Source organism: Flaviaesturariibacter aridisoli (assembly GCF_004343705.1).
GTDB lineage: Bacteria > Bacteroidota > Bacteroidia > Chitinophagales > Chitinophagaceae > Flavisolibacter > Flavisolibacter aridisoli.
Genome location: NZ_SKFH01000003.1, coordinates 1 through 24,466, shown reverse-complemented (window position 1 = coordinate 24,466; position 24,466 = coordinate 1). Strand labels below are relative to the sequence as shown.

General features: G+C 43.7%; 22 protein-coding genes. All 22 read left to right on the top strand.

Annotation, left to right across the window (positions count from 1 at the left end; translation table 11 throughout):
* The first annotated feature begins 11 nt into the window (after positions 1 to 11).
* Entirely contained in the window at positions 12 to 884 is an 873-nt protein-coding gene (locus tag E0486_RS03070) for an alpha/beta hydrolase (RefSeq protein WP_131850671.1), read from the top strand.
* Between the two features lies 1 nt (position 885).
* Positions 886 to 2,046, top strand: coding sequence for an acetyltransferase domain-containing protein (locus E0486_RS03065; protein ID WP_131850670.1), 1,161 nt, complete (start codon positions 886 to 888; stop codon positions 2,044 to 2,046).
* Positions 2,047 to 2,590: 544 nt separating this feature from the next.
* Positions 2,591 to 2,989, top strand: coding sequence for a glycosyltransferase (locus E0486_RS19340; RefSeq protein ID WP_131850669.1), 399 nt, complete (start codon positions 2,591 to 2,593; stop codon positions 2,987 to 2,989).
* A gap of 276 nt (positions 2,990 to 3,265) precedes the next feature.
* On the top strand, positions 3,266 to 3,748 hold the full coding sequence (locus E0486_RS03055; RefSeq protein WP_131850668.1) for a VOC family protein: 483 nt from the start codon (positions 3,266 to 3,268) through the stop codon (positions 3,746 to 3,748).
* A gap of 617 nt (positions 3,749 to 4,365) precedes the next feature.
* Positions 4,366 to 7,872 carry a caspase family protein gene (locus tag E0486_RS03050; protein ID WP_131850667.1) on the top strand — a complete coding sequence of 1,169 codons (3,507 nt, stop codon included), beginning with the start codon at positions 4,366 to 4,368 and terminating at the stop codon, positions 7,870 to 7,872.
* Between the two features lie 10 nt (positions 7,873 to 7,882).
* Positions 7,883 to 9,076 carry a CHASE2 domain-containing protein gene (locus E0486_RS03045; RefSeq protein ID WP_131850666.1) on the top strand — a complete coding sequence of 398 codons (1,194 nt, stop codon included), beginning with the start codon at positions 7,883 to 7,885 and terminating at the stop codon, positions 9,074 to 9,076.
* Position 9,077: 1 nt separating this feature from the next.
* Positions 9,078 to 9,917 (top strand): hypothetical protein, encoded by an 840-nt coding sequence (locus E0486_RS03040; RefSeq protein ID WP_131850665.1) that lies wholly within the window; start codon positions 9,078 to 9,080, stop codon positions 9,915 to 9,917.
* A 182-nt stretch (positions 9,918 to 10,099) separates the two neighbouring features.
* The gene (locus tag E0486_RS18715) at positions 10,100 to 10,261 is read left to right on the top strand and encodes a hypothetical protein (protein ID WP_165917167.1); all 162 of its coding nucleotides are present in this window, start codon (positions 10,100 to 10,102) and stop codon (positions 10,259 to 10,261) included.
* 432 nt (positions 10,262 to 10,693) lie between these two features.
* Positions 10,694 to 12,871, top strand: a complete 2,178-nt coding sequence (locus E0486_RS03035; protein WP_131850664.1) for a hypothetical protein — start codon at positions 10,694 to 10,696, stop codon at positions 12,869 to 12,871.
* A gap of 4 nt (positions 12,872 to 12,875) precedes the next feature.
* Positions 12,876 to 14,147: a DNA phosphorothioation system sulfurtransferase DndC gene (dndC, locus tag E0486_RS03030; protein WP_131850663.1), complete on the top strand. Its 1,272-nt coding sequence runs from the start codon at positions 12,876 to 12,878 to the stop codon at positions 14,145 to 14,147.
* A complete protein-coding gene (gene dndD / locus E0486_RS03025) occupies positions 14,147 to 16,213 on the top strand; it encodes a DNA sulfur modification protein DndD (RefSeq protein WP_131850662.1) in 2,067 nt (688 codons plus the stop codon). The genes dndC and dndD overlap by 1 nt, the downstream gene beginning before the upstream one ends.
* Positions 16,214 to 16,217: 4 nt before the next feature.
* The gene (locus tag E0486_RS03020) at positions 16,218 to 17,789 is read left to right on the top strand and encodes a DndE family protein (RefSeq protein WP_131850661.1); all 1,572 of its coding nucleotides are present in this window, start codon (positions 16,218 to 16,220) and stop codon (positions 17,787 to 17,789) included.
* 39 nt (positions 17,790 to 17,828) lie between these two features.
* Positions 17,829 to 18,632, top strand: a complete 804-nt coding sequence (locus tag E0486_RS03015) for a restriction endonuclease (protein WP_131850660.1) — start codon at positions 17,829 to 17,831, stop codon at positions 18,630 to 18,632.
* A gap of 82 nt (positions 18,633 to 18,714) precedes the next feature.
* A complete protein-coding gene (locus E0486_RS03010) occupies positions 18,715 to 20,298 on the top strand; it encodes an ATP-binding protein (protein ID WP_131850659.1) in 1,584 nt (527 codons plus the stop codon).
* Between the two features lie 198 nt (positions 20,299 to 20,496).
* Positions 20,497 to 21,534 (top strand): helix-turn-helix domain-containing protein, encoded by a 1,038-nt coding sequence (locus tag E0486_RS03005; protein ID WP_131850658.1) that lies wholly within the window; start codon positions 20,497 to 20,499, stop codon positions 21,532 to 21,534.
* A 42-nt stretch (positions 21,535 to 21,576) separates the two neighbouring features.
* Positions 21,577 to 21,780 carry a MerR family transcriptional regulator gene (locus E0486_RS03000; protein WP_131850657.1) on the top strand — a complete coding sequence of 68 codons (204 nt, stop codon included), beginning with the start codon at positions 21,577 to 21,579 and terminating at the stop codon, positions 21,778 to 21,780.
* Positions 21,781 to 22,252: 472 nt separating this feature from the next.
* Positions 22,253 to 22,648 (top strand): hypothetical protein, encoded by a 396-nt coding sequence (locus E0486_RS02995; RefSeq protein ID WP_131850656.1) that lies wholly within the window; start codon positions 22,253 to 22,255, stop codon positions 22,646 to 22,648.
* 5 nt (positions 22,649 to 22,653) lie between these two features.
* Positions 22,654 to 22,890 carry a hypothetical protein gene (locus tag E0486_RS02990; protein WP_131850655.1) on the top strand — a complete coding sequence of 79 codons (237 nt, stop codon included), beginning with the start codon at positions 22,654 to 22,656 and terminating at the stop codon, positions 22,888 to 22,890.
* Positions 22,891 to 22,894: 4 nt separating this feature from the next.
* On the top strand, positions 22,895 to 23,080 hold the full coding sequence (locus E0486_RS02985) for a hypothetical protein (protein ID WP_131850654.1): 186 nt from the start codon (positions 22,895 to 22,897) through the stop codon (positions 23,078 to 23,080).
* Positions 23,077 to 23,559, top strand: coding sequence for a hypothetical protein (locus tag E0486_RS02980; RefSeq protein ID WP_131850653.1), 483 nt, complete (start codon positions 23,077 to 23,079; stop codon positions 23,557 to 23,559). The genes E0486_RS02985 and E0486_RS02980 overlap by 4 nt, the downstream gene beginning before the upstream one ends.
* Before the next feature lie 219 nt (positions 23,560 to 23,778).
* Positions 23,779 to 23,964, top strand: coding sequence for a hypothetical protein (locus tag E0486_RS18710; RefSeq protein ID WP_165917166.1), 186 nt, complete (start codon positions 23,779 to 23,781; stop codon positions 23,962 to 23,964).
* Positions 23,965 to 24,092: 128 nt separating this feature from the next.
* Positions 24,093 to 24,466, top strand: a 374-nt coding sequence (locus E0486_RS18705; RefSeq protein ID WP_165917165.1) for a DDE-type integrase/transposase/recombinase, incomplete at its 3' end; no start/stop codon positions are given.

The window sequence follows — 24,466 nt, the reverse complement described above, 5'->3', positions numbered from 1 at the left end:
AAAAGATCTGTATGAACCGCATCCTGTTTTTGATTTTTCTCCTGTCAATGGGCTTGCACGGTGCCGCCCAGGAACCCGAAGCCAGCGCACCCAAGGAACGTCCCTTTGTGCTGGGAAAGATCGAGGAGCTACCGTCGAAGGAACTCGGTGAAGTACGTATCCTGAACGTCTACCTGCCGGAAGGATACAGGGCCAACGATACGGCACGCTACCCCGTAGTCTACCTGCTGGATGGTTCGGCCGATGAGGACTTCATTCATATTGCCGGACTCTACCAGTTCAACAGCTTTCCCTGGGTGGACCGCGTGCCCAAATCGATCGTGGTGGGCATCGCCACGGTAGACCGCCGCCGCGATTTCACCTATCCCACCCGCAACGAAAAAGACCGCACGCGTTACCCGACCACGGGGAAGTCGGCGCGTTTTATTTCTTTCCTGGAAAAAGAATTGCAACCCTTCGTGGAAACGCATTACCGCTGTACGGGCACACGCACGCTGATCGGTCAGTCGCTCGGCGGCCTGCTGGCCACGGAAGTGCTGCTGACGAAGCCGGAACTGTTTACGCATTATATCATTGTCAGCCCCAGCCTTTGGTGGGACAACGGTTCCTTGCTGGAACGTAAGCCCGACCTGCTCCGGGAGGGCTTCAGCCATCCGCTCGAGGTGTACGTAGGGGTGGGCAAGGAAGGCGTGGTGCCGGGCGATATTCCGCGGGTGATGGAAGTGGATGCGAACCTGCTCGCCGACAAATTGCGTGCTTCGAAAAGCCGGCTGGTGCATGTGGAGTTCGACTACCTGCCCGATGAAGACCACGGAACGATTCTGCACCAGGCCGTGGCAAATGCCTTGCGCCTTTTTAAGCTTCACAGCACCACAAACCATTGACATGAACCGCATCCGCAGTCTGGATATCGTTCGCGGCCTGGTGATGATCATCATGGCACTCGATCACACGCGCGACCTGCTCCACGTGTCGTCCATCACACAGCAGCCCACCGACCTCGCCACGACCACGCCGGCCTTGTTTTTCACGCGCTGGATCACGCACCTGTGCGCGCCGACCTTCGTGTTCCTGTCGGGCGCTTCGGCCTTCCTGTCACTGCAGCGCCGCGGCGACCGCGCTGCTGCGCGCCGTTTCCTGTTCACCCGGGGCCTCTCGCTCATCCTCCTGGAGTTCACGCTGGTCAACTTCGGCATCTGGTTCGATATCCGGTTCGGGGTGCTGCTCTTTGATGTGATCGCCACCATCGGCACCGGTTTCATCGTATTGGGATTGCTGCTAAACGCTTCGGTCCGGACCATCGCCATCATCGGACTCTCGATCATTTTCTTGCACGATGCGGCGCTGATGCTGCCCATCGCCGAGGGCGCCCCTTTGAAAAAGATCCTGATGCCGCTGTTCGGCCCGGCCGCCTATTCGTTCGGCGCCGGACGGACGTTTGTGATGGGATACCCGCCCATTCCCTGGCTGGGCATTCTGCTGACGGGCTTCGCCGCCGGCCGATTGTTTTTACGTAGCGAAACGGACCGGAAGCGCTTGTTTGTCCGGATCGGCCTGGCGTCGCTGGCCTTGTTCTTTTTGCTGCGCGGGTTGAATGTATATGGCGACACGGTTCCCTGGGAGGAGCAGAAAAATACGGTCTTCACGATCCTTTCTTTCCTGAACGTTTCCAAATACCCGCCGTCCCTTTCGTTCACCCTGGCGATGCTGGGCATCATGTTCCTGCTGCTGGCTGCTACCGAAGGCGCCCGCGGGAAAGGAGCTGCCATCGCCATCGTATACGGCCGCGTGCCGCTCTTTTATTTCATCGTGCATTGGTACCTCATTCACCCGATCCTGTTCGTGATCATCGCTCTGCAGGGCTACCGCCCGGTCGACTACCGCTTCGGCTTCAATTTCGGACGACCGGAGGGGCCGAGCGGTGTCAGCCTTGGTTGGATCTATGTGCTGTGGATCGTTGTGGTGATCGCGCTGTGGCCGCTCTGCCGCTGGTATGACCGTTATAAGACCGCTCACCCGGAAAAAGGATGGGTGCGGTACCTGTAGATTGCAATAAGCCGGTCAAAGGGGACATTCCTCGAAATCCCGCTACCGGCAAGGAATATCGATAAAACGAAAAAGGCAACCCGTTGCCGGATTGCCTTTTTCTAAATTCTGTGCCCAAGACTGGATTCGTATCCATTTGAGCCTCAATTTGTTGTAAGCCACTTGTGTCTTTTAAGTGACATATGCCAAATAAGCTAATACGTAGTGTGCTGGTATTGTTCTTTTTGCACGCTTTTTCCCTGTCAAAACGAAGATAAGGTGACACACGAATTCACCAAAATAATTTTTTCGAAAACAGAAATGAATCTGGTTTGAATACAGTGGACGAATAGGTAATAATTGGAATATGATTGCCAAGAACTTGAGATCCTTCTATTTAATAGATCAACCGCGACTTCAGTTTATTTCATTCCTGATCGAGAGATATCGGTATGCGCTTAATTTAGGATCTTAGTGATCAATATTCAAAATGCAATTAAGCATCATCATCCCTGTTTTCAGTGAAGCCATTATAATAGCCAGGCTCCTTCCCCATTGGTGAAATATGGAGGTAATACCTGCAAGATCTTTGTGTGCGACGGAGCCAGTAGTGATGACACTGCAGCCATTGCTACACAAGAAGGGGCCATTGTGCTGGCCTGTCCGGAAAAAGGGGAGGGCAGCTCAAATGAACTGGGGAGCCAAGCATGCCAAAGGCGATGTCCTTTATTTTGTACATGCCGATACTATTCCGCCGGCCAATTTTCGGGACTATATACATGCAGCTATTACTGAAGGCTATGACATGGGTCGCTACCGAACGCGTTTTGAATCCGACAAATGGCTGCTTCCTTTCAATGAATGGTTTACCCGGTTTGACCTTTTCATTTGTATGGGAGCGATCAGACACTGTTCATCAGGCGGGACCTGTTCGAAGAGCTGGGCGGATTTCGGACCGAGATGAAGATCATGGAGGAGTACGAGTTCTGCGTACGGGCGCGGGCGAATGCCCGATATAATATCATGAAAGTTGACGCGTTGGTTTCCGCGCGTAAATACGAAAAGAACAGTTGGCTACCGGTGCAACGGGCGAATTACTCGGTAATCCAGCTCTACAAAAAAAGGAGCGTCGCAAGAGGAAGTGTTCGCCAAATACCGCCGGCGACTTAACTGGTAGTTATCCAAAGGATAATGAACTAATTGTCAAGCTGGAGCGTATATTCAGGAAGAATTCTTAACCATGCCCGACTATATCTCCGGTATTCAGCAGATCGGCATCGGAGTAGCCGATGCAAGGACGTGTTTAAAAGAATATGCGCGCCTCTTTGGTATGGACACACCTGTGTTCGACGATGTGGCAGAGGCGCGGTTAATGACTCGGTATACCGGTGGACAGATTTACCGCCGTCAGGCCCTGCTGTCGCTGAATCTGGAGGGTGGGGGTGGCTTTGAGATCTGGCAGTTTCAAAACCGCGAGCCGGCCCGACCGGCAGAACAACCGAAATACGGGGATCTGGGCATTTATTCTGCAAAGATCAAATGTCCCGATATCCGCAGTGCCTTTTCAGCTTTTTCTGGAAATGCAGAGATTACTACACCTTCACTCCAAACAGATCCGCGCGGTAAAGAATTCTTTTTCGTCCGCGATCGGCATGGTAACGCCTTTGGGATCATTGGTGGGATAACTGGTTCCAACAAAAAGCTCGCTGCACGGACGGCATAACCGGCGCAGTAATTGGTGTGTCCAACATGGATCGGGCGATTCCCTCGTACAAGATGCTACTCAATGTGGATGCCCCGGTTTACGATCGCGAGATTATAGAGGAGTCGGGTTTGGATGGTAATACGGCGCGGGTTCACTAGTTCAACAACTTTCGATGAAATACAGTCGGTAATTAAGAGGTTGATTGACTCTTCATAATCAAATCCTGTTATCAATTGCATACGCAGATATTCTATAATCTATTCACTATTTAACGAATGTCCAAAAAAATCACGAGTTGTCCAGGTAGGCAGCCACCATTGGCTTCTCAATTATTGACTTGATAGAAAATGACGATGTATCAACTTCGAGGTGCCCACCAACGAAATTTTGCTGTAAAACAATTTAGTGTACGACTAATTCCAAACCATCGAAGACCTCCCATAGCAGATAGGTCTTATCGGGCACTGCGTCGTTTACTTTCACTATTTATAAAGGATCAGAACAGTCTAATGTTCTATCGCAGATTATTATATCCCACTTATGGGATCTTTACCTTACGAAACTATTAAGATTAGTCAAGAATGATTAAATTTATTTGTTGGAAAAAATTCAGTCCATTTCTTTACTAATTAATCGTGAGAAGAATAAGCACGTCATTCTTGTTTCTCTTCGTTCAAACGTCATTAATCTTTGCACAAACTCCGAAGGTCACAGTCCCAATGGGGCACACAGTATATGTTTGGGACGCTGAATTCTCTCCGGACGGGAAAAAGATCGTCACTTGCTCTTCGGATAAAACAGCAAAAATATGGGATACAGAGACTGGCTTGTTTCTGGCGGATTTGAAGGGCCATTCCGATCGGGTTTTATCGGCTCGGTTTTCCTCGGACGGTAAAATCATTCTTACTACGAGTGAAAGCGGGACTATGCAAATCTGGAGTGGCAGAACAGGCTTGCCACTTACAACATTGCATACCAGAAGCAGATATGCTGATATTTCTTCTGACAGTAAAAAGGTTTTGACTATAATAAATCAGCAACAATCCGTTGGTATATGGAATGCTAATTCCGGCGAACACATTTTCGATACAGATTCACTACATATCCGTGGCCCCAAGTATTCATCCGCTTTTTCACCTGATGGTAAAAAGTTCATAGCAGGTACTTCAGATAGTACTCTAAAAATTTGGGATACAGAAACCAGATCGCTTTTAAAAACTTTGGCGCACAAAAGCCTTGTTTCGACCGCTATTTTTTCCCCTGATGGCACAAAGCTGATAACCTATTCTGATAAATTTGCCCGGATCTGGGATGTTGAAACGGGCGCGCTTGTGGCGCATTTTCAAACTGAATTTTTTGAAAGAGCTAAATTCTCGCCGGACAGCAAAAAGGTGCTTATTATTTCAGCTTACGATCCTCAACCTCCTTCTTTTTTATTTGGGAAAATATGGGACATCCAGACCGGTTCGTCTGTGGCGGATCTTAAAGGTCATACATCCAACGTTACCAGCGTAGAATTTTCGTCTGACGGCAAAAAGATTCTTACTTCTTCCTTTGATCACACTTCAAAGATCTGGGATGCCCAAACGGGTGTGCTTCTTAAAAATTTAGTTGGCCACACCGATCACGTCAACTCTGCCAGATTTTCCCCTAATGGTAAACTTATCGTCACTTCTTCATCTGATAATACCGCTAAAATATGGGATTCAGAAACGGGTTTACCTTTAACAGTGTTGAACGGAACTACCTTCGAGGTATGGGATCCTTTTTTTATCCACGGAGGCAAATCTATAGTCACCGCATCTCGAGATTATTTAATAAGCGTTTGGGATACTAAGACTGCCAATGTTTCAAAGGAATTTGCAGGCCCTGCGCAAAAAGATTACCCCGAATATATTTCTCCTGATGGTAAACTCATTGTCACTCAGTATACATCAATCAGGTCAGACACTTCAAATATCGAACTATGGGATGGCGAGACAGGAAAGATGGTAATAAGGCTGAAGAATCCCCCCAGGTTTGCGACAGTTAGATTTTTGCGGAATAATAAGCAGATTATACTACAAGAAAGCGAGTCCACTACAATTTGGGATTGTAAAACCGGAGAATTGTTAAAAAAATTGGGTGGTCATTTTGCTGCACTATCTCCCGACGGTAAAGAAATTGCAACAATAAAAGATTCCACAGTAAAGCTATGGGACACCGATACCTGGAAATTGATAAAAGACGTGAAAGGAATCAAACGCAGGGCAACTTCCGTGGCCTTTTCACCAGATAACAGAAAAATTGTCACCACATCGGGAGATTCAACGGCGAGAATCTGGGATGTCGAAACAGGACTTCAACGCATGGTTCTAAATGGTACGCATTCATGGAAGGGTAGCTTATTCGAATACATCGAGAGAATTGAGTTCGCGGTATTTTCTCCTGATGGCAAAAAGATTATTTTTTCCACAGCCAAGCCTTGGATAGGAGAATGGGATGCCGGAAATGGCAGCTTTTTAGGTTATTTTCTTGCAGCTAAAGGGCGTCTTTTGGAAGACGAGTATATTGACGAATTGTTTTTTTCGCCTGATCGTACGAAGATGGCCATTTTGACACTTAATGGATTTTTGAAGATACTGGAACTTGCTACTGGCACTCTTTTAGCAAAAATGGAAGGTATCAGTGGCGCAGCATTTTCCCCTACCGGCAAATCGATAGTTACCAGCTCATATGACCACACCTTAAAATTGTGGAATGCCGAAAACGGTAAACTAATATACACTTCTTTTATATTCAATCATTCTAACTACTTTACTCTTCTGCCCTCCGGCTACTACAAATGCACACCGAACGCCGCTCGACAATTGCATTATGTGACCGACAGTTTGGAGCCTATTACCTTTGAGCAGCTAGATGTCAAATATAACAGACCAGATCAAGTGCTTAAGGAAATTGGATGCACAGATACAGCATTGATCTCTGCTGCACATCATGCTTATTTGAAACGTATAGAACGCCTAAGGCTTGACACCACCACTTTTAGCAATGACTACGACCCACCGGTTACCGAAATCATGAATAGGGACAGCCTCAAAGAGACTGACAACGTGTTGAGGTTACATATCGTAGCAAGCGACAAAGTACATCCCCTAGATCGCCTAAATGTTTGGATAAATCACGTCCCTGTCTACGGTGCCAACGGAATTGGGCTAGCCAAGCAAAAATCGCAACACCTGGATACCACGGTCGACATTACGCTTTCGGCAGGCCGCAATTTGATAGAGGCCGCCGTCACAAATTCAAATGGCGCAGAAAGTTATCACAAGCCGGTCGCCTACCAGAATATGACAAGGGGGGCGGGTTATACATACTTTCTGGGCATTGCAACCGATAGATTCGCAAGTGGAGAGCATACTCTTCATTGGAGTGTCAATGACATAAGAAGCTTGGCGCTCCGGTTTAAGGAAAAGCTTGGTGCCAATTGTATCGTCGATACACTTTTCAATGACAGTGTCACTGTAGAAAAAGTCGGCAGCCGAAAGCGGTTGCTAGCGCAAGCAGGGATAAATGACAAAGTTATTTTAGCCTATTCCGGTCATGGGTTGTTTAGCAGTAGCTATGATTACTATTTGTCCGGCTATAATGTGGACTTCGATCATCCGCAATCGGGTGGAATACCTTATGAATCACTCGAAAATTTGTTGGACAGTATTCATCCTAGACAAAAGGTGCTCCTCCTCGACGCCTGTCATAGCGGCGAAGTCGACAAAGACGCTGCAGCAGCCAATATAAACTTGCCGGACGATCTGGATATCGACGAGCTAAATGCGATAGCTCAGCAAAGAGCCGATGAAGAAGAGCGAAATGCCGGAGTTGCAAATCAAGGGCTATTCGAACTAATGCAGCAAATGTTTACCGACGTGAGCAGGAGAACCGGTGCAACGATCATTTCATCTGCGGCAGCCGACCAATATGCCAGGACAGGAGATACCAATGCTGTGTTTACTGCCAGCGTTCTTGAATATCTAAATCGTGAACATTGTTCGGTATCAGGATTGACACAATATGTAAATACACGCGTTCCGGCAATGACGAAAGGCAGACAGTTGCCGACAACGAGAGAAGGAAACAATCTCATAGATTGGACGCTATGGTAAATATCAAAACATGTTTAACCCAAAACGGCTTCCCCTTAAAATAGTGGTATGTGTAACACATGCAATCCTATTGGTTGTCATCACGATCATGTTACAGTATGTCGGAAAAACAAGGTTCGATGAGATTGCATTTTTCAAGGCATTTGCTATCACGAAACACAACATTTTTCGAATCGATAATAAACCGGTTAAAGACAGTATCTGTTGTCTAGACGTTTCCAAAGATCAGGTTATGGTGGATGATACAGGTATGAATTATGGACGTGTGCCTATCACCAACCGGCAAATGCTTGCGAAGTTTTTCACGATCCTCAATCAGCACAAAGGAAAATACAAAACGGTTCTGTGTGATATTGCTTTCACGATACCATCGCCGGATGACACTTCGTTGAAAGCCCCGTTTGAACAGGCAGGTAATGTATTTACATTTCTATCTATACACAATGGAAAGCCGGATAAGCCACTATTCAGCGGCCGATATGGAGCAGCCGACTATACAGTAAATGGCGGTGACTTTGTCAAATATCCTTTATTTTACAACGATACCTTACGCAGCTTGCCTCTTGTTATGATGGATACGGCGGATGACAAATTCTACCACGACCATCTACTTACCTATGAGAAAAACCAAATAGCTTTTAATACTTTTATTCCAGAATTTTATTACCGTAACCAAGATCTTCACACCATTAATAAAGGGGACAAATACGCGAACCTTTTTTACATGGGGGAAGTAATAGACCGGCCTGACTTTTTCGAAAACTGTGTGAAGGACAAGTACGTTCTAGTAGGTGATTTCGATAACGACAAGCATCCTACTTATCTTGGTGAAATATCAGGTACCCTTATTCTCTTCGATGCGTACCTAACCTTGCGGACCCATAATCTTGCGATCTCTTACATATGGCTCGCGCTGCTATTTTTGATCTATACCATTATAAGCTATTTCTTATTTTATGCGCCTGAAAAAGGTGTGGTCAAAATAGCCGAAAAGGTCAAAATATCATTTATTAAAGAATTTCTGACCAAGTATATTTCCTATTTAGGGTTGTTGATCGGAATAAATCTTGTTTCGTTTTACTTTTTTGGAATCTTTATTAGTCTCTTCTACCTTGCTACTTATCTTACGTTTGTTCGAACGATAATAAAAAAGATCATAGTCTATAAACGCGACAAAAGCTTTATTGCAATCTTTAGCGAATAAAATGAAATACATCACTATCATGACCATGTATGTATTGCTATTGGTCAATCAAATATTTGCCCAGGATTATCAAGTTACAAAGGTGAATGGGAAAGTGTACAATGGTAATAAGATGCTGGTCAAAGATGATTGGATAAACGGGGTGGATAAACTTACAGCCAATTCAGTTAGCGCGGCAATCCGATTGGTAAGCACGAAATACGGAGTCGTTGTTATGAGCTTTGTAAATGGAAAAAAAACGATTAACCAAGGCCAAATCGAAAAATCCGAAATCTACGAGCTTGTAGTCCAGGATTATGTTGACAATTTTATACGCCATAAGCAAACAGGTGTAATGGGAGCGCCTGGCGAATTTGATTGGTATACTTATTTCTACGAGTATTCGGATTCGCTTCCGCATCGCATGCTTGTTGTCGAAGGTGAAAAAATACCTTTTCAGAGTCGTGTTTTTCCGAAAACATCCCGGCCGTTTAAGATTTTCATGAACATATCAACCAAGTCCGATTCCGCTTCTTATGAATTGCCTATTGAGCAAGATTCGATTTGTTTCCCACGTATTGCTTTTTCAGGTGACAACGTGTTAGATATGCAAATTGATCTTGCTTTTACGGACAAACATGGCCTGAGCAAAACAACTAGGGTAACCAGGCAGCCGATTGAGGTTTATTATCTCACCAGACCTCAGCTAAACAGTTTGATCTTTTTGTTCAGTGACAATGCTGATATGGGTTACAAGACCAGCTTGGACGCCAAAAGCGATCTTTACTTTTACCTTGATTTCAACTTCACAAAGTTCTACCATCCATTAGTTGAGACTCAGGTGAATAGCGTTTTTAAATAAACAGTACTATTTACAGTTCAAAAGTCGTCATGTCTTGACTTTTTTGGCATTCGCGATACCATAAAGTTGGTCCTCCTTGCGAACGATATTCCTTGCCCTTTGTTCACCAAATGATTCATCCTCCTTTGAGTTTGTTATTTATACTAGATCAACTAACTTTTTGAATTATTTCACTGCAGCGAATGAAGAAACTTTCGAAAATTAACGCTTCAAGTTCAGGAAACAGCGGTCTTGCCCATTCAAAGGGCAATGGCTCTGAGCCGCATGGAATGGCTGCCGGACTAAAACAGGTTTTCTTAAATTTTGCAGGCTTGGCTGCGGGACTTTACTGGCTGTGCCTGTAAGACTTTAACGGCGCCAAGGTAGGACAGTTGCTGTTTGTATGTCATTAACAAAAGACTGGATCTCGGGACTGTATTAGTAACTGTTTAAAAATCAGATTTTTGCGATATCCGTGAGTCAAATTTGTGCCTTTACGTGAAATCAACAGTCGGAATGCCTTGTAATACTTGTTTTAGGTCATCATAACATGGAACAGAAACCATGATGTGGCGTTGTTGCATATATATTTCTTTGCATATGATGGATGTTTTCTCTTTGAGTCGCAAAAACCAGGAGTAATCTGTGTCAGTCCGCGTTGACAATTAACACAATAGCATTAATTTGCGTATAAGCAGCTAATTTTCGTCCGTCATTATAGTTTACTGGTCAATCAGTTTTGATTGGGCGGTGTCTGGGCGATTTATTCAGTTTATACTAAACTAATTGTAACAAGAGTGGAATTGCTTGAAAGTATTGCTGATTTAAATGTTGAAGAATTGCAAGTGGCCGAGAATCTCTCTGTCCGAGCTTGTAATGTCCTCAAGCAAAACGGCATGTTCTTCCTTTCGCAAGTTCTTCAATATTATAAGACGAAGGGAACTTTTATCAATTTCCGAAACTGTGGGGGGAAGTCTCAGTATGAACTCGAGCAGCTCTGTGAGAAATACAAGAACTATTTAGAAGATGGTACTATCAGAAATGTAATCGCGCTAGAGAATGGAAGTACTGGCTATCGAGTTTTGAAGGTTAAAGATGCTTACTCCATTTTTCCTTTGCGAGATAAAACCCTAGATTTTCTTTCAAAAAATCGATTAGCTTTTGTCGGTCAAGTACTCGACTACTACCAGGATAACGGAACGTTTCGACGGTTGCGAAATTGGACAAAAGGAATTGAAAGTGAGCTTTCATTGTTTGTTGACAAAATAAGGAAATTTAGCACAGAGGACGAACGGAAAGAAATCGAAATCTCTGCAACGGAGGATTTGGGCATACTTACACCTATTCAACTCGGTGTTTTAGAACAATGGTTTTCAATTTGTTTTTCAAGTCTTCCTGTACGGGCGCAAAACGTAGTTTACAAGATAGTGGGAGAGGCAAACCTTACTTTACAAACGTTTTTTGAATCATTCGTAAAAACGAATATCAATATTGGGAACATTCGTAATGCGGGTGAAAAGACAATTTCAGAATTAAATAAGGCAATATCTAATTTAAAAAAACAATTCTCTGAAGTCCAGAAAAATATTTCCGCGCAGGACGAAAGCTATCAATTGTTTATAAATGCATTTGGAAAATCTAAAGGGATTGCAATACAGCAACTGTTAGAATATGAAGTTGCTTTCATTCAACAAAGGTTTCCATTGTTTGCGGTATTTACAAATCACTTTTTATCCTTTTTGCCAATTAAGGCGGAGTATCACATGATGCTTGCCTGTTTTTTGAAAAGAGATTTTGAAAATGCTCATTTGAATGATATAGCTATGGAGTTGGGTTATTCTCCCGAGCGTATTCGACAATTGAGACCCACATTGGTAGCAGAAGCGCTGAAGTTTTTCGTGTTTGAAAAATCTGTTTCAGATGTCATAATCGCGAATTCTTCCTATGTGCAATCTATTTCAGATTGTATCAACTTATCTAACATTAGAAAAAATTATTTTGAGGCTGAGATAGCTGACTTGCAAGATGCATTTATTTTTCGTGCGCTTGGCAGCGTATTTAGACATTCACATACTTTGTTTATCTACGAAAATGACCAATCTACTTTTGCGTTTCTAATAGCAAATGACGTGTTTAGCGCTTTTGAATTTGATTCTTTTGCAGAAGACATTGAGGTTAAAATTAGCGAACGGCGTAGCGAAGATGAATTCCTGAATTTCGAAGGTTACATTTACCAATTTGTCCCTGCATTTGATGCTTTGCTTTTCGAACGCATTAAGCGCGTTGCTGAAAATGTTCTCGAAATTGGATATGGGATTTCTGTCACCTACGATGGCCAAATAGTATTTCCGAAGAACTCAAATCGCAGCTTACCTGACCTAATTCATGATGTTCTGGAAAAACTGGGTAAGCCATCGCATTTGACAGAAATCATTCAATCACTTCAGGAAACATATCCTGAACGGCTTTATTCAGAAGGGTCAGTGCGCTCAAATATTTTTCGAGTTCCTGATATCATTTGCTTTGGTAAGAGTTCGACCTACGGGTTGAAAGTATGGGAAGACGAAAAGGGTATCCGCGGAGGTACGATACGTGACATTGTTGAAGAGTACTTACTACAAAATGAAGAACCTAAACACATTCTATTAATCGAAGAATATGTACAAAAGTATCGTGATACAAACGAAAAGAACATATTAACTAATATTAAGTTGGATTCAGACGACCGTTTCCTAATACTTCCAGGTGCGATCGTCGGTCTTAAATCGAAGCAGTATAATATTAAGAATCATCGGTTTAAAAAGCTTCCAAGAAATGCACCTGATATGCTTAAAAAGTATATTGGCAGAAAGAAGGTTACAGAGGAAGAGATGGAAAAAATAGCTATGAAATTGTTCAAGGTAGACGTCTATCAGTCTCGCTATTGGCTGCGTCAGCATAAAGAAAAAAATACGTTTACAGAGTTTTTAAAGTGAGAAAATGTCGAAAGTTGGATTTATAAAGGATGAGATAAAGGACCAGTACCTTATTGATGATCGCCCTTGGATCGTTGGATTTAGCGGTGGTAAAGATTCATCCACGCTGCTTCAGTTAGTCTGGTACGCACTTAAGGAATTGCCTAAAAGCAAGCTCAAAAAAGAGGTACACATCGTTGCCAACGACACGCTCGTAGAGAATCCTAAAGTTGTTGCTTGGCTCGACAGTACATTGGAAAAGATCGAAGAAGCTGCTAAGAAGGAGAAGCTTCCGTTTAAAGTCATTAAAACCACTCCGGAATTAGAAAATTCTTTTTGGGTAAATCTAATTGGTAAAGGGTACCCTGCCCCTAATAGCACTTTTCGCTGGTGTACGGAGCGATTAAAAATTACACCAACAACTAAATACATAAAAGATCAAGTTGGTAAGCACGGTGAAGTTGTTGTTTTGTTAGGAACGCGCGAAGACGAGAGTAGCTCCAGAAAAAGAAGCATCGATCGTAGACAAATTTTGAATGAACGCTTGTCGCGCCATCCTCAACTTGAACTAGCATACGTTTATAGTCCGATCAAATCGTTGGAAACCGAAGAGCTCTGGCAATATCTCCTTCAGGTTCCCTCTCCCTATAATGCTTCGAATAGAGAACTGGTCACATTGTATAAAAATGCGACAGGTGGCGAATGCCCGTTAGTCATCGATACCACCACCTCGTCTTGTGGAAATAGTCGATTTGGATGTTGGGTGTGTACGGTTGTGAAAAAGGACAAGTCCATGGAAGCCCTTGTTGATAATGGTGAGGAGTGGTTGGAGCCATTACTTGATTTGCGTGACTGGCTGTACGAAAATCGTGACAAGGAGCAGTATCGAATGCCTGTAAGGAGAAATGGTGCAGCTGGTACTGGTCCGTATAATATTGAAACACGAGAGCTTATTCTTTCGATGTTATTGAAGGCTCAAAAAGATAGCGGGGAGCGGTTAATTACTACCCAGGAGCTGAAGTCAATTCAAATCTTGTGGACAATTGACGGTTACTCTCGCAGTGTGTTTGATATATATAACCGAGTATTTGGCTCAGAAATTTTGCACACCATGAATAAACGTGACTCGATTAAAAAAAAGCACAAAGAAGAGTTGAACTCTCTCTGCGAAAGAAATCAAGTTGATCATGAAGTGTTGGAAAGACTATTGAGCGCCGAGAAAGATAAGAGACTTCTAAGGAAAAGGGCTGATATAAAGCAAATAATCAAATCCGAAATTTCAAATATCGTAAGCTGATGAAAATTGCAAAGGTTTTCCTTGAAAACTTCAAACCATATTATGGTTTGAATGAGATTGACTTTTCTACTTACGGTAAGAAAAATGTGATCTTAATAGGCGGTATCAATGGACAAGGTAAGACGTCATTTCTTGTAAGTTTAGTCTGGTGCCTATATGGGGAAAAAATTAGCGTTATTGATGAGGTCTTTCGAAAGGAGGTAAAGGGTAACTACACTCAATACTTAAATCGATCCTTGAACTGGGCGGCAAAGGAAAAAGGGAAAACTAAGTTCTCAGTCACCATGATATTCCAAGATGTTGAGTTGTCGGAAGGAATATTGGAGAACGCGAAGAAGTTGGCCACGATCGAAATAATGAGAGAATATGATATTGAAGCCGGAGAAGAAAAACTTACAATAAAAGTAGACGGGGATGATTTGGAGCTAGTGAAAGACGAAGAGGAAAAGCGCCTTTTCATAAATGACTATATTATTCCTCTTGAATCTGCGAAATTCATTTTTTTCAATGCAGAAAGAATTGCATCAATTGCTGACCTTAGTATAAGGGAGCAAGGTGGATTTCTCAATGACGCTTTAGGCAAAATTCTCGGACTATCTGTATATGAAAATTTGATAGAAGATCTTGAGAATACTAAAAGTGATCTGAAAAAGCAAAGTGCTGATAGATCTATTTTGGCTCAAATCGACGCAAATCAAAATGCAATTGAAATCAAAAACTCCAGAATACGCGATTTGGAGTCCCAACTTGAAGAACTAGAGGAGCGATTATTACAGGTTAATAAGGAAATAGCATCATACGACGAATATCTAATTAAACAAGGTGTAAAGCCAAACACTCAAAGCATTGCTGAACTGTATTCTTTAAGGGAGCAACTTGAAAGCTCGAAATCTTCGGTATCTGAGAAACTCTTTGAATTGATCGAAATAATTCCTTATGCGATATCGGCTGGTAATCTTCAAGAGTTGGTCGATCAACTCGATATAGAGGAAGAATTCCACAGCAAAAGATATGGGCAAGAGGCAATAAAGGAGCAGGCAGAAACTTTTGTAGAAGAACTATTCAATAAGGAGCCATTCCCTGACGATGATATTAAATTCAAGCAAAAAAACTTTTATGCGGAAAAGGCAGAATCTCTTTTGGAGAAACTATTGCTTGGCGGAAATGCGAAAGAAGTACAATTGGAGCTTGAGCATGGATTAAGCAGAAATGATATTGAGTCTGTCAAAAAGCTCTATCGAAATATCGTTTATAAGTCAAAAGACATTTATGAGGAGGCATTCTCTTCTTTCAATAAGATCGAAAACGAACTTAACGAAGTTAATAGAAGCATTAGGCGCATTGAAGGCGCAATGCAAGATGATATTGTAAATGAATTCCGTCAGAAAAAAGAAAAAGCTGAAAGGGAGCGTGATAAAGTTTTGGGCCTCGTTGGAGAGAAACGAGGAGAGATTGAAAATAGACTGAAGCCTGAGATTTTAAGTCTTGAGGAAAAGAATAAAAATTTACTCGATAAGGTTACAATTGTTCAAGGACTACAGGAACAAATTAATTATATAACGAAGTTATCTGCCACACTTAACGAGTTTGTCCGAAAGCAAAAGCAAGAGAAATGCGATCGGCTTGGGGATACTGTCAGCAAGGAACTTAATCTTTTAATGCATAGGAAAGACTTCATTAATAAAGTTTCGGTGACTATTCTGCCAGAAAATGCTGGTTTAGAAGTAAACCTCTATGATTGTAGGGGAGAGCGCGTCCCCCAGGACTCATTATCGGAAGGCGAGAAACAAGTTTATATCTCTGCTCTGATGAAAGCGATTCTTGAAGAGTCCGTTGTGGAATATCCTGTTTTTATCGATACGCCGTTGGGAAGACTTGACCTTGATCACCGTGATAATATGATTGAATATTATTATCCGAACCTATCGGAGCAAGTGATTGTATTAGCCCAAAATGCTGAAATTGATGGGAAAAGGGCTAAGAAGATGAAAGATCATCTTGCGAACACCTACCTGTTAAAGAATACAGGAAATAGAACAAAAATTTTGCAGGATTACTTTAACTAAGTCTATGGCATTCAAGACAACCAAAGAAAATCAGGTAACTATAAGGACCCTGACAGATAAATTCGCGTTTAAAAATGAGGCTGCAATTGCTCGTATTGCAATTAACTATACTCTACAACTTGATAAAAAGTTTGATGCAAAAGAGTTCGAAGATCTGGATTCGGATGGGAAAGAATATCGTGTAGAAACGTTAGCGGGGACTACTGTTAATCCAACAATATTCAAATCTCTATTCAGTCAACACTATGGTCGGCTTCTCAGTGAGAATGAGTTCAATCGTTTATTGAAACTCCATTTAAATTTCGGATTGAACAAGATATATTCCGATTTGACAGATAAGTCTCGTGGAAAGTTTTCTCACATTGATTATCTGATATCAATAATTAAGAACGGGCTAAATTTCGTTTCCGACAGCTCAACATACCTAGGGCCTCCAACTACCCATTCTATAAATGTAACTGAGTTTCAAGGCAAAGTCAGTTTAAATATCGGAAGGGACCAAAAAGGTAACAATGTGTTGCTTGAACTTAATAACCTGGATCATTTCGACAGTCGTCATATTGCAGTTGCCGGGATGATTGGCTCAGGCAAAACGCAGTTTGTTCTTGACCTACTGTACCAATTCCGGAATCAGTCAGCAAACGCATTGAATTTTATATATATAGATTACAAGGGTGAGGGGCACTCGGATCGATTGCAGAAGTTTTTATCAGCTGCAGCATGCGAATATGTAGATATATCTGCCGGAGCGTTCGATTTCAACCCGTTGTCATATATCAGTATGAGCAACGAACGAACTCGGAACTTTAATATTCGCTCTTTTGTTGACGCGGTGGCCGCAATCGACGCCAACATCACTATCAAGCGTAAGAATATTTTGACTTCCGTTATTTCAAAATGTTTTGATAGCGCAAAAGATGGACTCCACCCGACTTTGTTTGACGTATTCGAAGAGCTTAAAGCTTATTACGAGGAACGTGAAATGGATCCCGATACGCTTTTCGCCGTTGTCGAACAGCTTTCTATTGATGTTTTCAAGCCAAAGGTAGTATCCGGAGCAAAAAAGCTCTATAACAAAAGTCTTTACTTGAACCTGCCCAGTGCTGTATCCGACACCTTACGACAGCTATGCGTATTTGCAATCTTGAATTATTTAAATACTGAATTTACATCTTCGAACGATGTTGAACCTGATGAAAACCGTATTGTCCCAATTCGATATGTCATTGCTATAGATGAGGCTCATGTTTATTTGAAAAATAAGAACGCGAGCAAGGTCCTGGAAAATATGCTACGGCTTATCCGATCAAAGGGTGTTGTAGTAATTTTACTTACTCAAGGTGTTGAAGATTATAAGCAGAAGAACTTTGATTTTTCCTCTCAAATTAAAATTCCAGTTTGCTTGAATATCAGAAACAAGGATTATGGATTGATTGAGCATTTTCTTGGTACTCCAAAGACGAAATCGTCACTTGAAAAGGCAATACAAAATCTTGAGCAGGGTAAGGGCTTAATAAACATTAAAGAACCACTTCTTTTGGAACCGTCACAGTTTTGGCGAACAATAAGCAAATGAGGTAATTATTGAATTACATAAGCCTTCCTCCACTTTCATATGCCAAAAAGAACCATAAATGAAGCAATAATTGCAGCCTTAGAGTTAGAAGGTAAGCCACTACGTGTTCAGGAGATCTATAAACGAGTAAAAGAAGACGATTTGTATCGCTTTAATGCCGAGAATCCGGAACACATTGTTCGAACTCAACTAAGACGGCATAGCGAGAATCTTAGCTTTCCAACTGCGCATAAGACCAAGCATTTTCTCTTTTTAGCTGATGGGACTTATTGGATCAAGGGTAAAAAAGATATTTCTTTAAGCATACCTGCGCCATCTTCAGCTATCAAAAGTGATTCTTCATTCGACAGCCTGAAGACGCTTCATGAGCAGTATTTAGCTGTTTTCAAAAAGGCATTATTGGCTAAGCTTTTTGAACTTGACGCATTCGTGTTTGAACAGTTTTGTAAGAAGTTATTGGAAACCTACGGTTTTAGAGATGTGGTTGTGACTGCTAGGTCTAAGGATGGCGGAATTGATGGACATGGCGAGTTGAAAATAGGTTTGGCTTCGTTGCCTGTCGCTTTTGAGTGCAAACGTTACACTACTAAGCTCGTGGACCGTCGAATCGTGAACCAGTTTCGTGGTGATATACAAGGAAAGTTTCAGCAAGGAATCTTGTTTACAACATCTGATTTTAATAGGGGTGCAAAAGATGTATCTTTCCAATCAGGAGCCGTTCCGATCGTTTTGATAAATGGTTTAAGTATTGTAGAAATAATGATCGAGAAGGAATTTGGCGTAGAAAAGGAGCTGCTTCCGATTTACAGTGACGCAATCGACCTGATTTTCGAAGAAGAGTAGAGATGGCTTAAGGTTGTTGTGTATAACCAGTGGGTTGTTTTGCTATTTACCGATGACATTTTAGTTGAAATGTTTTTTGTATATGAAAAAGAAGATAGCGGACCTCGATGGCACCCCGTCAAAACGGACTTATCTTTCAATAATCTCCGACTATCATTTAAAAAGTTCATTGTGTGAATTAATAGATAATGCTATTGACAATTGGAGAAAAAGAAACCAACGTCAAAAGCTTTCGGTGTCGCTTCATCTGGACGTAGAGAGGCAGGTGATTTCAATAGTTGATAACAGTGGTGGTATAAAAGAGAGTGACTTAAAAATGGTCGTTGCTCCTGGGTATTCTACCAACACGGGGTTAGAAGAGTCAATTGGAATTTTCGGTGTGGGTTCTAAACGTTCAGTGATTGCACTTGCTGAAAAGGTTAACATCACAACTCGTTACAATAGTGATAGAACATTCCTTGTTGAAATCGATGAGCATTGGATTAAGGATGATACTACTTGGTCTTTTCCTGCATATGAGGTTGATAATATTGATCCTGGTACAACTCAAATTGAGTTATTCAAACTTAGGATCAAGCTTACTGACGAATTAGTGTCTGATGTAATTGTTCAGTTAGCAGAGATTTATGGGCTTCATTTATCAGGCAAACTTTTTGAATTGACGGTTAACGGTAAGTCGGTAAAACCGAAGTTGTTTGAAAGTTGGTCATTTCCAGCGGGCAGCGAACCCAGGAGCATCTGCACAACAATACAAATTGACAAAATCGGTCCAGTTGCGGTTGAAATTGTGGCTGGCTTAGTTCGATCTGGTGATCCATCAGGAGGAGAGTATGGTGCGTATTTTTATTGTAATAACCGCTTAATAACTAAGGCATACAAAGGAGCGGAAATTGGCTATCGGCCTTTGAAGATTGGAAATCCCCATCCTTCCGTTTCAATAGTAAGAGCTATAATAAAATTGAATGGAGCTTCACAAGCAATGCCTTGGAACTCCAGTAAAACTGAAGTAAATCCAAACCACGAGCTATTTCGAAAAGTAAAGGACATCCTAGAGCGCTTGCTTGTGTACTACTCGACGATCGCAAAAAGGGCTAGTACTGGCGGGGGCTGGGCAGAAACAGTATTTAAATATTCAGTTGGAGAGGTGCAGCGAGAAGTTGTCGATGATATTTCTATTCGTTTACACGTACCACCGGTTCCAAGGATTGTTAAACCGAAGTATGGGGACATAATAAAGCGTCAAAATAAAGGTTTAGCACATCAAAAGCCTTGGGTAGTGGGGTTATATGAAACTGTGATTGCTGTTGATGAAATCGTTAAGCTTAAATTGGACCAGAAGAATCGAATTGCGATGCTAACTCTTGACAGCATGCTAGAAATAGCTTTCAAAGAGTATTTGTTGAATGAGTCAAGCCAAGCCTACAGCGGTCCGCGATTGGAATCAATAATGAAGAATAGGTTTGACGTTCATAAAGAGGTGCAGTTAACTATGCCATTTACTCAAAGACATTGGCAAAAGATCGATTATTACTATCGGCTAAGATCTGAATTAGTGCACAAACGTGCGACTGTCACCATAACCGATGATGACTTAGCTAATTTTAGAGCACTTGTTGAATATGCACTTTCCAAGATGTTTAAGTTGAACTTCAAAGTTGCTAAGTAGATCCTTGATTTTATCGTTGTCGAATCATTCCTTAAACACTCCCTAAACCTCCCGGATAAAACGACGCTAATTAGGTGCTTTTCATAATCCTTCCTCAAATATTCCCCAACGCAGCCTTTTCTTGTGGATAACTTTTCCGCAACAAAAACCTAATATTTGCAAAATGAGAATGCTAAATTTGTTAGCAAATAGGGCATTATGCACATTTCGGGACAGGTGAACCCAAACATGGTGGTTCTGGCGAGAGAGGCGAGGGGATTGACACAACAGGATTTGGCTCAAAAGATCAATTTGCACAAGGCCAACGTGTCCCGGCTAGAAAAGGGAGATACCCCGGTGAGTCAGGAAACGCTAGCCGCTATTTCGGAGGCTACCAGCTTCCCATTGCAGTTCTTTCTCCAGGATGGATCGCCGGTGCCCGTTCATTTGTCCTATCGGAAACGCCAGCACGTCCCGGTAAAGCTGATAACCCCCATAGAAGCGCAGATCAACATCATGCGCCGCCATGTGCAGCTCCTGACCAGGGCCTTGCAAAAGCCGGTTCCGCAACTTCCAGTTCTGGAAGTTGGAGTGGAGCAGACCCCGGCTCAGGCGGCCAAAAAGCTTCGCCTTGTATTGGGGATTCGTACTCCGGTAGTGGAGAATATAGTTCGAACGCTGGAATGGCAGGGAATCGTCGTTAACAGCTTCCCCTTCGGCACGGAGCGTGTGGATAGCCGGAGCATGCTCACGGAGGACAAATACCCGGTTATTTTCCTCAATAGCAGCCTGCTTGGCGACCGACTGCGTTACTCACTTGCCTACGAGCTGGCCCAATTGGTCATGCACACCTTTACGGAGGTGCCAGCCGAGCGGGATATCAGCCGGGAGGCAAATGAGTTTGCCGCTGAATTCCTGATGCCGGCAGCCCACATCGTGAAAGACTTTGAGCGGGGAATCACGCTTCCGCTCCTGGGGGAACTGAAGCGGAAGTGGAAAGTATCGATGATTTCGCTGTTGTACCGAGCTGATGATCTTGGCTTACTCACACCCAACCAGAAACGATACCTAATCCAACAATTTAACCAACAGCGGATCCGCCGTCGGGAGCCCGAGGAACTGGATGTTCCCAAAGAGCAACCAAAACTGATGCGCCAGATGCTGGCCGAGTACATGTCCCGTACCGGCTCCGGCATCATCGAAATGAGTGCCATGCTGTCCCTTGACCCGGGAGATTATGTGGGGTATTATGGATAAGCTAGGAACCGGAAACAAACATTAAAACACGAGGGATAAGTGATGAGTACTAAGAACCAATTTGAAGTGAAGCCGTACAGCATTACCGAGCTTGCCAATCTTTATGGCGTGACCAACCGCACCATTAAGAACTGGCTGACGCCACATGCGGAGTCCATCGGCACAAAAGTCGGCAGGCTGTATACAGCCTTGCAAGTGAAAACCATTTTTGAAAAGATCGGGCTGCCTGGAAAACTGGATGAATGATGAAATGAACAACGACATACTTTCTATATCATATTACTGCTAAAACATTCTGAATAGTTCTGTTTGCATCTGCAACAGTCTGCCGCATCAAGCGGCTTTTTTATTTTCTGTAAGTCGCTACTGTACTGAGTTTCACGTGAATCTCAAATGCGAAAAAAGAGGAAATAATGTGCCCAAACTTTCAATAAACAACAACTTGTTGCAACTACTTGCAGAAACGTTTACAAAGGTGCTCAAAGTGGAAAATGGCCTTTGCCGGCCATAGTAAGTTTGTGTTGTACTCAGTAAATATACAACCACGATAAACTGACCGACAATGCAAGCTAGCACATTCAAAAAAAGACTCCCTGCCCGACTCAGCGTCATCCGCGGCACTCTGTCGCAAAACCCCGAACTGGAGCATTTGGTAAATACTGCCTGGAACTTTGCCTACTGTTCGCTTTGGAACTGCACCCAATTTTCATCGCGTGAAATGGAACTTGCCAAAGCAAGCATCTATGACTACCTGACGCTCGCCCGCGACCCGCGTCGCGCTTTCCTTTCCTTCTGCCAGCGGGTACTCCTTGCCCGCCATTATGTACTCAGCGGGGAAGGCCGCTACATCCCGCTTCCTTCGGTATGGCTCGACAAAAAAAATGAGCTGGGTTTCGCCGGCACAAAGAACTGGTTCCGAGAGATCCGTGCCATTCGCGCCTCGCTTCCGAACTACAAAGCCGAGATCAAAGCACTGGCGGAAGCGGTACTGGAATTCAGTGAGGAGCCGACGTTTCAGAACTATCAATACTGGCGCAGCTATTTCATCGACAAACAAACGCCCGGCCTGCTCAGCCTGTTCCAGGTTACGGCCATTCATTACCTGTTCAACTAACGCACGTGAAAGTAGTCAAAAGCTACTTCGACGAGCAAGGCCACCTGATCATCCGTCCCTACCGTTTGAAAGATCTGGCTGCCATTTACGATGTGTCTACCAAGACCATGAAAAAGTGGATCGACGGCCTGAAAGTCGAAGTGAAAAGAGAGAAGTGCCAATACTATTCAATTGGCCAGGTGGAATCCGTTGCGCAGCAATTAGGATTCCCGCAAAAGATCAATATCAAAAAAGCCGCATAATCCTATGGAAACAAAAACACATGAAACCTCCGGTACCAATGTTTTGCTCACTGGTTGCATCCTGCTGGCCAACCTCGATTTCACCGGCCTGTTGGACTACGCTCTGAAAGCGACGATCGGTGGTGCTATCTGGTTGGGCTACAAGATCACGGCCGACTATATCGAGCGCAAACGAAATAAGCAATCATGAGTGCCTTTGGCAAACTGGTCACCGGCGGACTCTTGGGAGCGGGTGCTATTGCCGGTTGGAAATACTTCCAGAATCTGAAAAGGGCAGGAGCGAACCTTGTGGTGGTTCCGAAAGCAATGATTCACCAGTTATCCTGGACGGGGCTGATCATCCGTGTTGACTTGCTGATGAAAAACCCGACCAAAGGCAGTTGCTCCATCAAGTTTCCCTTCGTGAAGCTGCTGTACAAGGACACGCTGATCGGATCATCCAAAGCCGTGAACCGCGAAATCAAGATTCCCGCTTTCGGAGAAGTGCTGATTGACAAGATCCTAGTGGAGATTCCGATGCTGAGTGTGTTTTCGGTGGTGTTTGCGCTGATCAAGGCGCTTTATGCAAAAGAAGCGGTTACACTGGTGACGCAAAGCATTACGACAATCGACCTGGGCCCGATCAGCGTCCCTTTTGACAACAAACTGCCCCGTCCTAAAATAAGTTGACACATCTGAGACTTATGTATGTCAACATCAGGACAGTCAAGGAAACGGAAGAGTCAGAAGGATTATACACTATCCTTCAAATTGCAGGTAGTTGCCCAGATCGAGAAAGGGGAGTTTACCTACCTGCAGGCCCAGCGTCATTACGGAATTCAAGGCAAGACAACGGTGTTGGTCTGGCTACGCAAACTGGGTACCTTACAGTGGAAAACCCGTTCGCGTATGGAAAAAGCAGAAAAGACCCCGGAGCAGCGCATCAAAGAACTGGAAGCTGCACTTCAATGGGAGCGCGACAAGAACCTGCTGCTGGAAACCACCATCGAGGTAGCGGAAAAGCAGTTCGGAATCGTGTTGCCAAAAAAGTTGCGCGCCAAGCTGCCCAAACCCTCCAAACGCAAGGACGGCTGAGCCTGAGCCGCGCCTGCAGGCTGCTTGGCATCTCACGGCAAGCCTTTTACCAGCAGCGCAGCCGCAATGAAGTGCGCGCCCTTCGGCTGGCGCCTGTACGCCACCTGGTGCAGGAAAAGCGACAGCTCATGCCCCGTCTTGGTACCCGCAAGCTTCATTACCTGCTTGCCCCCGAACTAAAGACCCGGGGCTTGAAGCTGGGGCGCGACGCCCTGTTCGACTACCTGCGGGGCGAGCACCTGTTGGTGCAACCGCGTAAGTGCTATACGAAAACGACAAACTCCAAACACTGGTTGCGCAAGCATCCCAACCGCACCGAAGGCCTGGAGCTGACGCGTCCGGAACAACTCTGGGTGGCCGACATCACTTACGTCACAACCAAGGAAAATACCGCCTACCTGTCGCTGATCACCGACGCCTACTCGCGCAAGATTGTAGGGCACTTCGTATCCGATAGCCTGGCAACAGAAGGTGTTGCCTGTGCCCTGAAAACGGCCTTGAA

What these genes read in the sequence shown, in the direction of transcription:
- E0486_RS18710 (WP_165917166.1), top strand. Translation starts at nt 23,779, where the DNA reads ATGGAAAAAGCAGAAAAGACCCCGGAGCAGCGCATCAAAGAACTGGAA.
- E0486_RS03000 (WP_131850657.1), top strand. Translation starts at nt 21,577, where the DNA reads ATGAGTACTAAGAACCAATTTGAAGTGAAGCCGTACAGCATTACCGAG.
- E0486_RS19340 (WP_131850669.1), top strand. Translation starts at nt 2,591, where the DNA reads ATGGAGGTAATACCTGCAAGATCTTTGTGTGCGACGGAGCCAGTAGTG.
- E0486_RS03015 (WP_131850660.1), top strand. Translation starts at nt 17,829, where the DNA reads ATGCCAAAAAGAACCATAAATGAAGCAATAATTGCAGCCTTAGAGTTA.
- E0486_RS02980 (WP_131850653.1), top strand. Translation starts at nt 23,077, where the DNA reads ATGAGTGCCTTTGGCAAACTGGTCACCGGCGGACTCTTGGGAGCGGGT.
- E0486_RS03020 (WP_131850661.1), top strand. Translation starts at nt 16,218, where the DNA reads ATGGCATTCAAGACAACCAAAGAAAATCAGGTAACTATAAGGACCCTG.
- dndC (WP_131850663.1), top strand. Translation starts at nt 12,876, where the DNA reads ATGTCGAAAGTTGGATTTATAAAGGATGAGATAAAGGACCAGTACCTT.
- E0486_RS03055 (WP_131850668.1), top strand. Translation starts at nt 3,266, where the DNA reads ATGCCCGACTATATCTCCGGTATTCAGCAGATCGGCATCGGAGTAGCC.
- E0486_RS03070 (WP_131850671.1), top strand. Translation starts at nt 12, where the DNA reads ATGAACCGCATCCTGTTTTTGATTTTTCTCCTGTCAATGGGCTTGCAC.
- dndD (WP_131850662.1), top strand. Translation starts at nt 14,147, where the DNA reads ATGAAAATTGCAAAGGTTTTCCTTGAAAACTTCAAACCATATTATGGT.
- E0486_RS03065 (WP_131850670.1), top strand. Translation starts at nt 886, where the DNA reads ATGAACCGCATCCGCAGTCTGGATATCGTTCGCGGCCTGGTGATGATC.
- E0486_RS02995 (WP_131850656.1), top strand. Translation starts at nt 22,253, where the DNA reads ATGGAACTTGCCAAAGCAAGCATCTATGACTACCTGACGCTCGCCCGC.
- E0486_RS03010 (WP_131850659.1), top strand. Translation starts at nt 18,715, where the DNA reads ATGAAAAAGAAGATAGCGGACCTCGATGGCACCCCGTCAAAACGGACT.
- E0486_RS18715 (WP_165917167.1), top strand. Translation starts at nt 10,100, where the DNA reads ATGAAGAAACTTTCGAAAATTAACGCTTCAAGTTCAGGAAACAGCGGT.
- E0486_RS03040 (WP_131850665.1), top strand. Translation starts at nt 9,078, where the DNA reads ATGAAATACATCACTATCATGACCATGTATGTATTGCTATTGGTCAAT.
- E0486_RS03045 (WP_131850666.1), top strand. Translation starts at nt 7,883, where the DNA reads ATGTTTAACCCAAAACGGCTTCCCCTTAAAATAGTGGTATGTGTAACA.
- E0486_RS02985 (WP_131850654.1), top strand. Translation starts at nt 22,895, where the DNA reads ATGGAAACAAAAACACATGAAACCTCCGGTACCAATGTTTTGCTCACT.
- E0486_RS03005 (WP_131850658.1), top strand. Translation starts at nt 20,497, where the DNA reads ATGCACATTTCGGGACAGGTGAACCCAAACATGGTGGTTCTGGCGAGA.